The organism is Parendozoicomonas haliclonae (assembly GCF_900174585.1).
GTDB classification, from domain to species: Bacteria; Pseudomonadota; Gammaproteobacteria; order Pseudomonadales; family Endozoicomonadaceae; genus Sansalvadorimonas; species Sansalvadorimonas haliclonae.
Genome location: NZ_FWPT01000015.1, coordinates 26,024 through 38,816, shown reverse-complemented (window position 1 = coordinate 38,816; position 12,793 = coordinate 26,024). Strand labels below are relative to the sequence as shown.

Annotated in this window: 11 protein-coding genes; 6 read left to right on the top strand and 5 right to left on the bottom strand. The window is 52.0% G+C overall.

All coding sequences use genetic code 11. The annotated features are described in order from the left end of the window. Nucleotides 1-21 precede the first annotated feature (21 nt). Both EHSB41UT_RS22645 and EHSB41UT_RS22640 read right to left on the bottom strand, forming a co-directional pair. Complete coding sequence (locus EHSB41UT_RS22645) at nucleotides 22-459, bottom strand: cupin domain-containing protein (protein WP_087113143.1); 438 nt, start codon at nucleotides 457-459, stop codon at nucleotides 22-24. Then, a complete protein-coding gene (locus EHSB41UT_RS22640) occupies nucleotides 456-1,388 on the bottom strand; it encodes an SDR family oxidoreductase (RefSeq protein WP_087113142.1) in 933 nt (310 codons plus the stop codon). The genes EHSB41UT_RS22645 and EHSB41UT_RS22640 overlap by 4 nt, the downstream gene beginning before the upstream one ends. A gap of 280 nt (nucleotides 1,389-1,668) precedes the next feature. Between EHSB41UT_RS22640 and EHSB41UT_RS22635 the strand changes: the two genes are divergently transcribed. From EHSB41UT_RS22635 to EHSB41UT_RS22625, 3 genes are read left to right on the top strand one after another with little or no spacing between them, the layout of a single operon-like run. Further along, a complete protein-coding gene (locus EHSB41UT_RS22635) occupies nucleotides 1,669-2,124 on the top strand; it encodes a nuclear transport factor 2 family protein (protein ID WP_165767378.1) in 456 nt (151 codons plus the stop codon). 13 nt (nucleotides 2,125-2,137) lie between these two features. Beyond that, complete coding sequence (locus tag EHSB41UT_RS22630; protein WP_087113140.1) at nucleotides 2,138-3,046, top strand: alpha/beta hydrolase; 909 nt, start codon at nucleotides 2,138-2,140, stop codon at nucleotides 3,044-3,046. Between the two features lie 26 nt (nucleotides 3,047-3,072). Continuing rightward, nucleotides 3,073-3,591: a cysteine hydrolase family protein gene (locus EHSB41UT_RS22625; RefSeq protein WP_087113139.1), complete on the top strand. Its 519-nt coding sequence runs from the start codon at nucleotides 3,073-3,075 to the stop codon at nucleotides 3,589-3,591. Nucleotides 3,592-3,686: 95 nt separating this feature from the next. Here the strand turns inward: EHSB41UT_RS22625 and EHSB41UT_RS22620 are convergent, their stop codons facing one another. From EHSB41UT_RS22620 to gshA, 3 genes are all read right to left on the bottom strand, one after another. Continuing rightward, nucleotides 3,687-5,183, bottom strand: a complete 1,497-nt coding sequence (locus EHSB41UT_RS22620) for an alkene reductase (RefSeq protein ID WP_087113138.1) — start codon at nucleotides 5,181-5,183, stop codon at nucleotides 3,687-3,689. Nucleotides 5,184-5,482: 299 nt separating this feature from the next. Beyond that, nucleotides 5,483-6,640, bottom strand: coding sequence for an iron-containing alcohol dehydrogenase (locus EHSB41UT_RS22615; protein ID WP_087113137.1), 1,158 nt, complete (start codon nucleotides 6,638-6,640; stop codon nucleotides 5,483-5,485). Nucleotides 6,641-6,793: 153 nt separating this feature from the next. Next, nucleotides 6,794-8,383, bottom strand: a complete 1,590-nt coding sequence (gene gshA, locus EHSB41UT_RS22610) for a glutamate--cysteine ligase (protein WP_087113136.1) — start codon at nucleotides 8,381-8,383, stop codon at nucleotides 6,794-6,796. 137 nt (nucleotides 8,384-8,520) lie between these two features. Between gshA and sigZ the strand changes: the two genes are divergently transcribed. From sigZ to EHSB41UT_RS22595, 3 genes are all read left to right on the top strand, one after another. Beyond that, nucleotides 8,521-9,060: an RNA polymerase sigma factor SigZ gene (sigZ, locus tag EHSB41UT_RS22605; protein ID WP_087113135.1), complete on the top strand. Its 540-nt coding sequence runs from the start codon at nucleotides 8,521-8,523 to the stop codon at nucleotides 9,058-9,060. A 115-nt stretch (nucleotides 9,061-9,175) separates the two neighbouring features. Continuing rightward, complete coding sequence (locus EHSB41UT_RS22600; protein WP_087113134.1) at nucleotides 9,176-11,002, top strand: ABC transporter ATP-binding protein; 1,827 nt, start codon at nucleotides 9,176-9,178, stop codon at nucleotides 11,000-11,002. Further along, nucleotides 10,999-12,762, top strand: a complete 1,764-nt coding sequence (locus EHSB41UT_RS22595) for an ABC transporter ATP-binding protein (protein WP_087113133.1) — start codon at nucleotides 10,999-11,001, stop codon at nucleotides 12,760-12,762. Before EHSB41UT_RS22600 ends, EHSB41UT_RS22595 begins: the two co-directional genes overlap by 4 nt. The last annotated feature ends 31 nt before the right edge of the window (nucleotides 12,763-12,793 follow it).

The following is a 12,793-nucleotide window of genomic DNA, read 5'->3' as shown; positions in this document are numbered from 1 at the left end:
GATCTTGTCCTTGAGAGTCACTCAGGAAGCCGGCTGAATTCCCAGAAAAGCCAGCTCTGTCTCACCGGCGTTACGAAAGCCATGCATCACTCCCGGGTTGACCAGTACCAGTGTGCCGGTCTTGCATATGAGCTCTTCAACGACTTTGTTTTCCTGACCTGCATCGACATTTTCAAATACGCCGATCCCTGCTCGTATCAGGATTAACAACGGTGTTTCACCGCTATGGCAGGTCATGGAACCACCGGGCTTGACGATACCCTGAAATACATTGACTCCTTGTTCTGACCAGACAGGGCCTATAGCTACAGCATCCGGAACACCTTTGGAAACCGTACTGATCTCCGGTGTAGAAAGTGTCATGAACTCGGTATGGGCAACCCCTTTCCTGTCAACAATATTGGGCAAGGCCGACAGGGCCAGTTCAAATGGCAGATCAATGGTTTGGATACTGTTCATTGGGTCATGTATCCCCCGTCCACGCTGAGGGCACCGCCGACACAGAAGAAGGCGCCGTCTGAGCAGAGAAACAGCACAGCAGGAACCACATCCTCAGGCATCAGTATCTGTCGGGTAGGGTGAGCGTTAATCATGCCCGCCTTCATCTGCTCGGAGCCTTCGGTGAACAGATCATAGTTGTGGGTTTTGACAGAACCGGGAACGACCATATTAACCCGGATGTCTGTATCACCTGCCAGTTCAAGAGCTGCTGTCTGGGTGAAACCCCAGATCGCATGCTTGGACGCAATATACATACCGGCACGGGGGAAACCGATAAAAGAGGCTGCCGAGCCAATATTGATAATGCGTCCGTAACCACTGCGCTGCTGGACGACACCCGGGCCGGCATACTCCGGGCCAGTTACTTTTCGATTTGCTGGTGGTTCATTGCGACGCATGGCCTTGATTTCGGCTTTCATGCAAAACAGGGTGCCTTTGACGTTGGTATTGAATACATCGTCGTAATTTTTCTCGCTCTGGTCTTCCACCAGGTTGTTGACTCCGGAATGGCCAGCATTGTTGATGGCAAAGTGAAGAGTACCAAAGCGATTGATGGTCTCATTGACCACCTCCTGAACATTGGCTTCGCTGCTGACATCACACGCCATAAAGACGGCTTTGCCGCCAACCTTCTGCGACTGCTGATCACTATTGATCATATCCACGGTTTCGGGCCCACCCTGAGAACGAGAGGTTGCCACAACCGTAGCGCCACAGCGCGCCAGCGCGATTGATACATGCCGTCCTATACCCTGACTGGCCCCGGTAACCAGAGCAACTTTGCCGGAATAATCATAACGGGGGATTTCATAGTTTTCTGCTGGACCATGGGCAAAGCCGCCGTCACACAAAGGAGGCAGTTGTGAGTCATTTTTGGTGTCTGTCATCACGAATACTCTGTCAGGATTACAGGAGCGGTTAACACTGTTCGGTTATCAACTAACAACTGAAAAATACAGATGTCATCAGAGTAGGGTAACGGGATAAGGCAGTATGGGGGTGTCGTATAGCTTAGAGGGGACAGCACCGAAGCCCAGTTACCCGAGACGAGTAGTAAAGACTATGGTGTTTGTCTTTTCCATCAACAATCGTTCCGATAACTGAGCGACAGACTGCTATGTTTATTCCGGTTCTGCATTCGTTAAATCATTGATGGCGAGGTGCGTGATGAGCGAAGCGCATGAAGTGATTGCGCAGTGGCAGGTGGCCCAGGCCATTACCCGGATGGTAAATGCCATAGACAGTAAACGCTGGTCTGATGCCCGTGTGCAGTTTGCTGATACGGTGTTTGTTGATTACTCCAGCCTGAACGGCCAGCCCGGTGCGGACATTTCCTCATCTGATCTTGTGCATGGGTGGCAGGAGTTGCTGGAGCGGGTTTTAACCCACCATATGGTGTCCAACTTTGAGGTCGAGGTTCAGGGCGATAAAGCCGAAAGTGAGTGCCATGTCTATGCCTGCCATGAACTGCCAGGACTGGAAGGTTGGGACTGTTATGGTCGGTACCAGCATTTGCTGGAGCGGGTTAACGGACAATGGCTGATTATCCAGATGACACTGATTGTCCATGGGCAGAAAGGCAATCTGGAGTTTCTTCAGCAGGTTTCCAGTCAGGTTCATTAGGGGCGGATTCGTTATGGAAAGGGTGACGTTTGAGAGTAGTGGTCATCAGCTGGTGGGTAATCTGTATGAGCCTCCGGATTATGATCCCCATAAAAAGTACCCGACACTGGTTGTTTCCGGCAGCTGGACCACAGTGAAGGAGCAGATGGCCGGTCTGTATGCCCGACATCTGGCCGAGTGGGGCTTTATTTGTCTGGCGTTTGATTTCAGCAATTTCGGGGAGAGTGAAGGCGAACCCCGCTTTTATGAGCATCCGGATCAGAAGGTTATCGATATTAAAAATGCGATCACTTATCTGCAAACCCGGGCAGATGTTGATGCTGATCGAATAGGTACGCTGGGGATCTGTGCCGGTTCCATGTATACCCTGATAGCCAGCTCTCAGGATGACCGGGTTAAAGCTGTGGCAACTGTGGCGTCCTGGTTGCAGGATGCCGAAGCCGTGAAGATGGTCTACGGAGGGGAAGCTGGGGTAGAGGATAAAATTGCCCAGGCCCGGGCTGCCAAAAAGAAATATGCCGAAACCGGTGAGGTTGACTACATCGCCAGTGTTTCAGAAACCGATCCAACAGCGGCGATGTATGGACCCTATGACTATTATCTGAATCCGGCCCGAGGGGCTGTACCCAACTGGAGTGCTGACAAGTTTGCTGTGATGAGCTGGGAAGACTGGCTGACACTCGACCCCATGCCCTCAGCACCGGCATTAACCCAACCATTGCTTATGGTTCATTCCGATGGTGCGGTTCTACCGGACTACACCCGCAAATACTTCAATCAAACCAACGGTAAGGATAAAGAACTGTTCTGGGTTGAGACTGATCTTCAGCCGCCCATACATCAGTTTTATTTCTATGATCAGCCCAAAGAAGTCGGGATTGCTGTTGAGCAGACCGCACGCTGGTTTGGGCTGTACCTGTAACACATACCCTGTCGTGGAGTTTTGTTATGAGTAATACCGCGCTGTTAATTATTGATCTGCAGTATGACTACTTTCCTGGTGGAGCCTATCCACTGTGGCAGGCCGATGAAATAAGAGACAAGATTGTCACCGCGATAGGAAAGGCAAAGGCCAAAGGCATACTTCCTGTTCATATTCAGCATATTGCCGATCCTAATCAGGGTTTGTCGCCATTTTTCAATGAAGGTACCCATGGTGCTGAAATTGTGGCACCTATTATGGAAGCTGCTCCCGATGCCCATGTGGTGGTGAAACATTATGCTGATGGTTTTCATGAAACCCATCTTGAAAATGTTTTGCATAAGTACGGCATAGAGAAGCTTCTGGTGTGTGGCATGATGACCCAGAACTGTGTCACCCATACATCTATATCCAAAGCTGCTGAGAAGTATGATGTGGCTATCGTGTCCGATCTTTGTACGACGGTGACTGAGCTGCTGCATCTGATAGCGCTGAATGCGGTATCAACCAGAATGAAGCTGGTGAGTTCGGCAGAGGCCTTTTGAAAAGCACAAATCAATAGATGTAAAATAAATCCCGCCATCCTTTATGTCAGGGATGGCGGGATTTATTTATCAGTGAAGTGCCTGTCCCTGTGACGTTACGACTGGGCTTCCGACACAATATTGCAGCGGCTAAATAACCAGCGGTTATCTTTACGAACAGCGGTGATGTCTATTCGTCCATGAACCTCTATTGGCGTAAGGGGCTCTGGCATCTGATCCGCATAGAAACTGACATCAATGCTGAAGTCCACACTTGATGGAGTCTTACGGCTTATTCTCAGGTTGCGGAACTCGTGAACACTGTTATGAAACTGCTGTGATGCCTGTTCATAAAAGCGACGGTATTCCCCCTCCTTGGTAATGCGCAAATCACCAGAGGTGTATATCAGATCACTCCAGTCAAAGTTTGCCGTCAGTTCGGCAAAGGGAACTCGCTGGTCAAATGTCCGAAAATATTGGGTAATAAACGCTTCCAGTTCTTCGTTCAGTGGATCCTGACTGAACACCATCGGATCAAGTACGGGATAGTCTGTCAGGCCATGTTCATCCCCGCCGTAATAGGTTTCCCGATGACCTTCATTCAGGGTCAGATTATGGCGAAAGCGATAAACTAGATCCGGGTTAGCAATATACGGCTCGCCGAAGGCAACCATATCAACCAGACCACTCTGAAGTTCAGCTTCCGCTGTCTCTTTGCTGTAGCGTCCGGCAATTATTACAGGGCTGTGGAATACATCCCGTACTTGCTGACGAAAATCATCCGTTCGTTCCTGCACATTCATAACATTTTCGGAAAAATGAATGTAGGCAATACCCAGAGGATCAAGTGTCTTGAGCAGGGCTATGACAGTCTTTGGCATCTCTGGATCGTCGGCAGGGTGATCGATCGTCATGTGGGGAGAGAGACGCAGAGCCGTGCGCTCTGCACCAATCGCGTCAGCCACGGCTTCAACCAGCTCCCTGGCAAAGCGGATACGGTTCTCAACCGAGCCGCCATATTCATCCGTGCGCTTGTTGCTGGCAAGGTGCAGAAACTGCTCAACCAGATAACCATTGGCACCATGAATCTCAACGCCATCGAAACCCGCTTCGATAGCATTTCTGGCAGCATCGACAAATTGATGAATAACCATGCGAATATCTTCGGTCGTCATTTCCCGAGGGATATCCGTCTTTAGAAAACCATAGCCGCCTTCCGGTAGAGGACCAAAGGCCATATTGACGCCCGAAACTGGAGATGACGAAATCGGCTGGGCACCATTGGTAATGGCAGTATGGGTTGTACGACCGACATGCCAGATCTGGGCAAAAATATGCCCATGCCGTTGATGGACGGCTTCAGTCACAGGCTTCCAGGATTCGACCTGCTCGGCGGTATAAAGCCCTGGAGTGAAGGAGAAACCACGCCCTTGTTCGGAAACGGGAACACCTTCTGAAATGATCAGGCCGGCACTGGCACGCTGAGCATAATAATCCCTCATCATAGCATTGGCCAGGTAGCCGGGTTCTGAGGCACGGGAGCGGGTCATCGGTGCCATGGCAATACGGTTGGCCAGAGTGAGTGAGCCAAGTCGCAGAGTTGAAAACAGCATACGAAGAATTCGGTTTGATTGGGGATGTGGCAATACTAGTCAAGCAATTCCCGGTTGCGAATAACAGTTATGATGATGCAACTTTTCACGAGTTTTGCTTTCAAAGATCCAGGCCCTAAAATCTAAAAAATGTGATGGCTTATACGGATGAAAGAGGTGAGGCGTTCTGATTGTGTGAGACCGAGTTGTTTTTGAGTTTATCTGCTTGTCGTGTTCTGAGGGAGTTCACTGTAAGCCATTAGGGAATCAAGGCCATCCAGTTGCTGAATGGATGGCTTTTTTGTTTTTAACAGGAAGGCTTATTGAGCCAGCTTGTAAATCTCAACAATATCGAAACGGGACAGCTGTACATAGTTGCCCAGCAGACCATCACCAATACACTTGGTGGCCATCTCTTCAAAGTGGCGGTTATCAATATCCGCTTCGCTCAGGCGCACCGGCATGGCCAGGGAACGCAGGAAGGTTTCAAAGCGGGCAATACCTTCGAGCGCGATATCGCCATCAAAATCAGCGGGAACACCCATAACTCGCTCGGCAAACTGCGCCAGCTTGCTAGGGTTTACGCGCTGACAGAACTTCATCCAGGCCGGGAAGACAATCGCCAGACCTGCACCGTGAGCGATATCGTAAATACCACTCAGCTCATGCTCGATCTGGTGGGATGCCCAGTCACCTTCACGGCCGGTGCCCATCAAACCGTTATGGGCCAGCGTACCGGCCCACATGATCTCGGCGCGGGCATCATAGTCTTCCGCGTTGTCCAGCACCTTGGGAGCGTTATTGATAATGGTGGTCAGGGCGGCTTCGCTAAGGCGGTCGGTCAGTTCCACACTTTCAGTGTTAGAGAAGTAACGTTCCAGAATATGGGCCATCATATCGACGATACCACAGGCGGTCTGATATGGCGGCAGGGAGTAGGTGAGTTCCGGGTTCATAATCGCGAACTTCGGACGCAGAATCTCGCCGCCCATGGAGCGCTTCAGCCAACCATCTTCATTGGTGATTACCGTTCCGGAGCTGGACTCGCTGCCGGCCGCTGGAATGGTCAGGATCACACCTAGAGGCAGGGCTTCGCTCAGTTGCGCCTTACCGGTAAAGAAATCCCAGACATCACCTTCGTAACAGGTGCCGGCGGCAATCGCTTTGGCGGAATCGATCACACTGCCACCACCCACTGCGAGAATAGAGTCAATGTTGTGCTCTTTGCACAGTGCGACCCCTTCCCGAACCAGCGACAGGCGCGGATTAGGCTGTACACCCGACAGCTCAACGACTTCAACACCGGCTTCAGCCAGAGTGTTAATGACCCGCTGGTGCAGGCCGCTTTTAATGACACTGCCACCGCCGTAGTGGAGCAGAACCTTACGGCCATACAGGCTGATCTGGGAACCGAGCTGTTGTTCGCTGTCTTTACCAAAAATAATCTTGGTCGGGCAGCTGAATTGAAAATCAAGCATCGTGTGGTCCTTGCGAACAGAAAAAATGGGGTGATGGGGGATGATATAACGGGAGCCTTTGTACAAATATTGATATAAGGCGAGGGAGTGGTGCTTTATTCGTATCTCTTTCGGGGTATTCCGTAGAATACCCCGATTGCTATTTCATAATGTTCAGGCGGCGGGTTCAAGCAGTGGGCTGGCGAAGTAATTATGCAGGTAACTGGCGAAGTCCTGCGTGTCACTAGCCTCGATAGTTGCCTGCTGCTGGTGCGACTGTTCCGCCAATCGGGCATACAGTGCCTGACGTTCAATGGCGAGTGGTTGCGCAAGGTGGTGCTGGGTAAAGTCTCTGGCCTGCGAAGCTGAGAAATCCCGGAAGCTTTGGCCTTGTTGCAGTTTTTTCAGAATCTGTGCCGAAGGTGTGAGTTCCGGGTTAGTGAGGTTGTTCTTCTGTTGTACCAGGCTCCCGCTAAAGCGGTTATGACCGTGCAGACTATCCAGCCAGTCGGCAACCGGTTGCATGGCCTTGAGCAATGCCTGTCCCCAGTCTTGCAGGCTGCGGCTCTGGTCGCCATCGATCAACATTAATCCCGGACGACGGCCTTCTTTTACGCTGAGGGCAAAGTTGTGCAGGGTTTGCTGATATTCGCTGTCGGTCAGAGCAGGGCTGCCCTGCAACAGGCAGTAGATCAGGAAGGTATCCAGAAAGTAAGCCTGCTCTGTATCCATACCCAGCGGCAGTAGCGGATTAATATCCAGATTGCGGACTTCCAGATATTCCACGCCCCGGGCTTCCAGCGCATCGGTCGGTTTCTCTCCTGATTGCATAACTCGCTTCGGACGGATAATGCTGTAAAACTCGTTTTCTATCTGCAGCAGATGGCTGTTGAGCTGACGGTAGCTACCATCCTGCTGGATGCCAATGCTCTGATAAGGCAGGTAGGGAGTTGATGTCGCCTGACGCAGGGTAGAGATATAGGTGTCCAGAGCATTGTACGGCATAGGCAGGCTGGCCTGTGCGGAACTGGTGTAACCCAAATCACTCATTCGCAGGGATGTTGCCCAGGGCAGATAGAGGGTGTGCTTATCCAGACTCTGCAGGCCCGCAGGCTCTTTGCCGTTAAAGAAACTCTTATCCATGGCCGGGGACGCACCAAGCAGATAGGAGATCAGCCAGGCGTAGCGGCGGTAATTTCGGATCAGGGAGAAATATCCTTGATCCTTGAACGCTTGCAGGGAGAGAGTTTGGCTCTGGTCGGCTTGCTGCAGTGCCTGCCAGAATTGGTCATCCAGCGACAGGTTGTAATGAATACCCGCAATGGTCTGCATGGCGCGGCCGTAGCGATGCCCCAGACCGAGCCGGTAAATATGTTTGAACTGTCCGGCATTGGAGTTCCCGAACTGGGCGACAGGTACCTGCTCATCGCCGTGTAGCACTGCTGGCATACTGGTTGGCCAAAGCAGCTCTCCTTCAGACAGACTGGACTGTGCCACCATGTGCAGTTCAGCCAGTTCTGCCAACGTCTGTTCCGGGGTGGCGTGTACACCGGTAACAAACTCCAGCATGGCTTCGGAGTAATCGACAGTAATCGACGGATGCGTCAGAGCCGCTCCCAAGGCGGGAGGATGGGGAGTCTGAGACAGGGCCAGCTCAGGATTCACCCGCAGGGCTTCTTTTTCCAGACCATGATGAAACAGTGACGTATGACTGGCCGGTAACCGGGACAGGGCCGACAGGCGTCGGGTAAAAATGTGAGACATAGCATGTGCCATCTAATCCAATACAGAGATGACGGGAAAAACAGAAAAAGGACGCAAAATTATTTTTCTGGGCAAGAATATTATTCTGGCGTTTAATTGCGCTTTTTTAGAGCTTGTTGGTATTGAGTGAACGATTGATGGAAGCACACTGGGATGCCCATAAAGAACGACTAAGGGCTTATATCATCAGCAAGGTGGATGATCTCTCGGCAGTGGATGACATCTTGCAGGAGGTCTACTTTAAGGCACATACCCGTCAGCACACGCTGAAGTCGGAAGAGAGTATGGGCGGCTGGCTGTATCGTATTGCGTATAACACCATCATGGATCACTTCCGGCAGCAGAAGCCCTGGGAAGAGCTGCCGGACTATCTTGAGGCACCGGTCGAAGATGAATCTGAACAGGTGTATAGCGGTCTGGTTGAATGCCTCCAGCCTTTGATGGATGAACTGCCTGATAAATACCGCCTGCCGTTGCAGTTGGCTGAACTGGATGGCTTTACTCAGAAACAGGTGGCTGAGCAGTTGGGGTTGTCCCTGACAGCAGCCAAGAGTCGTATACAGCGTGCACGGGTCAAATTGCGGGAGCGTTATACGGACTGCTGTGCGATTGAGGTAGGCCGTAGCGGTGTGACAGATTATTATCCTCGTGACAGTCAACGCAGCTGTACGCCTTAAATTTTTTGCGTCCTTTTCTGTTGTCCAGCGTCTCCATAGCAGTGAATTGAATTAATCATCCCCCAATGACCGGTCGTATTGGTGATCTGTCGGCAGGGGAGAGACGTTACTGCCTATGTCCCTGTTATGGAAAATGCGTTTTATTATCCGAACGTACTGGAAACAGTATCTGTTCGCCTTTCTCTGCCTGCAGCTGGTAGCTGTACTCAACCAGTTGCCACCCTGGCTGATTGGCTGGGTGGTGGATGAAATCACCACTGACAGCCTGTACCCCGAAGAGTTGGGCCTCGCCATTGGCGGTATTCTGGTGACAGCTTTTCTGATCTATGGCTTTCGCTTTCTTTGGCGTTCACTGCTTTATGGAGCATCTGTCGATATTGTCAGGGAGCAGCGGGATCAGCTGTTCGCCCACTTTACCCGCATGTCGCCCAGCTTCTATCAGCGTCATACCACCGGTGATCTGATGGCTCACGCCACCAACGATTTGAATGCGGTCGAGGCCTGTGTCGGCGATGGCATTATGACGTTGGTGGACTCCATTATTGCCGGGGTGACAGTGCTTGTGGCAATGGTGGTGCTGGTCAGTGGCAAGCTGACCCTGATGGTACTGGTGCCTTTTCCGGCACTGGCCTGGATTACCAGCCGCTACGGCACCCAGATGCACAAGCACTTTGGTCAGGCCCAGGCCCGGTTCTCTGATTTGAATGAAGAAGCCAGAGAGACGGTTGCCGGTATTCGGGCTGTACGGGCCCATCAGCTGAATAAACGGCAAAGTGAACGTTTCTTCCAGCAATCCCGCCGCACGGTTGAAGCGAATCGCAGTGTCGGGCATGTGGAAGCGTTGTTTATGCCCAGCGTAAATATCTTCTTTGGTCTCGCCTTTGTGATCGCACTGATGGGCGGTGCCTGGCTGATTCAGGATGGTGAGATGACCATCGGAATGTTGACGACCTTTACCCTCTATCTAGGGCAGCTATTGTGGCCGATGATGCAGCTGGGCTGGCAGTTCAGTCTGTTCCAGCGTGGCAGTGCCTCGTGGAAAAGGCTGGAGCGGTTAATGTCTGTTACGCCTGACATCGCCGATAAGCCGGATGCGGTTCCGGCACCCACCCGTCATGATCTTCATTTTGATATTCAAGCCTTTGCCTATCCCGAAGCTTTTCCTGCGGAGAGTGAAGAGCTCAATCCGGCACGAACGGTACTGGAGAATATCAGGCTCTCTGTGGGTAGTGGTCAGTTTGTTGGTATCACTGGCCGCACCGGCAGTGGCAAGAGCAGTCTGTTCCGGTTGTTGTTGCGGGAGTTCAATTTGCCGGAGGATTCTTCCATCACCCTCGGCGGAAACAATATCGACAATATTCAATTGCAGGCCTTGCGCAGCCAAATAGCCTGGGTACCTCAGGTGGCCACGCTGTTTACCGGCACCATTGCCAGCAATATTGCCTTTTACAACATCAATGCTAGTCAGACTGATATTGAAAAGGCGGCCAGATTGGCGGCGATTCATGATGAGATCATGGCTTTTCAGGACGGTTATAACACGCTGCTGGGAGAAAATGGCATCAGCCTTTCTGGCGGCCAGAAGCAACGTATAGCTCTGGCCCGAGCGTTTCTGGCCGATCACCCGATCCTGTTGCTGGATGACGCATTCAGTGCGCTGGATATGAAGACCGAAGCGACCATCCTTAAAAATCTTCATGCCCTTCACGGCCATAAAACCGTACTGCTGATTACCCAGCGTCTGCCGGAACTGATTCGTGCTGACCAGATACTGGTACTCGAAGATGGTCGTATTCTCGAACAGGGCACGCACCAGCAATTACTTGAACATGCCGGCTGGTATGCCCGTATCTTCCGCCAGCAGGCACGCAGCCTGGAACTGCAGCCGCTGGTCGCTGTGGAAAGTGAAAAGGCCGTGAGTCCTGTGCAGGAGGCACCATGAAACTGTTATCCCGTTATCAGGGCCTGCACAACCTGCTGGGTTGGGGACGGCCTTATCGTCGCGGCTTTGTGACTGCCTTTGTTCTATTGGTGATTGCCACCTGCTTTGAGATGGCTTCACCCTGGGTAATGAAGATTATCCTCGACCAGTATATTGGTGCCAGCCATCAGGACATGAGCACTTTGGCATGGCTCGGTGGTGCACTGACATTGACGTATGTTGGTGCGTCCATCTTTCAGTACTTCCAGTCAATTATCTTTAATAACAATGCTCTGGAAGTGATTCATGATATTCGTCAGAAGGTGTTTGCTCATCTGCTGACACTGCCGATGCGTTATTTCGACAGTGAGCCTATGGGGCGTCTGGTTTCACGCCTGACCAATGATTCGGAAGTAATCCGGCAGATGTATGTTGGCGTACTTCCGGCCATTCTTCGGGGTGGTATGAAGCTGGTGGGTATTTTTATTGCCCTGGCTTTGCTGGATCTGCGGCTGATGTTGCTGGTGATGATTATTGTGCCGGTGCTGCTGTTCAGCATGCATCTTTACCAGAAATACAGTCATCCCGTCGTTCATGGCGTGCGGGCCCGGCTGGCGGATATCAATACTCTGCTGGGTGAATCTCTGGCCAATATGCGGGTAATCCAGGCGGCCAACCGTGAGCAGGAGCTGCGCGGTGAATTCGCCGGCAGTAATCAGGGCTGGCGTGATCTGCGCAGACAAGAGATTAACGTCAACAGTCTGCTGCTGATGCCGTTCGGTAACCTGGTACAAACCCTGGCGCTGGCCGGCATTGTTGGCTGGTTTGGCTGGAAAGCCGGCTACACGACCGTGGAAGTCGGCACCATCTATGCGTTTATCAATTATCTGGCCCGGTTCTTCGAGCCGTTCCGCCAGATTGCCCAGCAGTTGGGTAATCTCCAGCAGGCTCTGGTCGCCTCTGAACGGGTATTTGCAGTGCTGGATGAAACGCCTGAGGCCGCACCACCAAGACGCAATGAGCAGACGGCAACGGCCGGCCGTCTGGAGTTCCGTCATGTCAGCCTCAGTTATGATGGCCGCCACAAGGCTCTGGATGATGTCAGCTTTACTGTGGAAGCTGGGCAGTTCACCGCTATTGTCGGTCACAGCGGCAGCGGTAAAAGCTCACTGATTAATTTGTTGATGCGCTTTTATCCCTGGCAGGGTGGCGAAATATTGGTGGATGGTCAGCCATTGGAAACTCTGGACGAAGAACACCTGCGCCAGAGCATTGGTCTGGTGTTTCAGGAGCCTTATATCTTTACCGGCTCGCTGACTGACAATATTATTCTCGGCAACTCAGCAATCAGTCCGGAACAGGCCCGACTGGCGGCTGAGAAGGTACATGCCAATCGCTTTATCAGTCGCTTGCCCGGCCAGTTTGATCATGTTCCGGCCGCTGGTGGCCAGTCCCTCTCCACCGGTGAGCGGCAGTTACTGTCTTTTGCCCGCACTGTTGCCCAGGACCCGCGCATTCTGTTGCTGGATGAAGCCACCGCCAATATTGATGGTGAAACGGAGCAGGCTATTAAAGAGGCACTGATTACCCTGCGGGAAGGGCGGACGACAGTGGCTATTGCCCATAGACTGTCGACGATTCAGGACGCCGATCAGATTCTGGTGATGGACAAAGGCCGTATTGTTCAGCGAGGCACCCATGCCGAACTGATCAATCAGGCTGGATCCTACCGCGAACTCTACCTTTCCCAGCAGATGGAAGAGCAGCTGCAGAGCGCCTAAGGCAGATGATTATGTACCATACCAATGATGT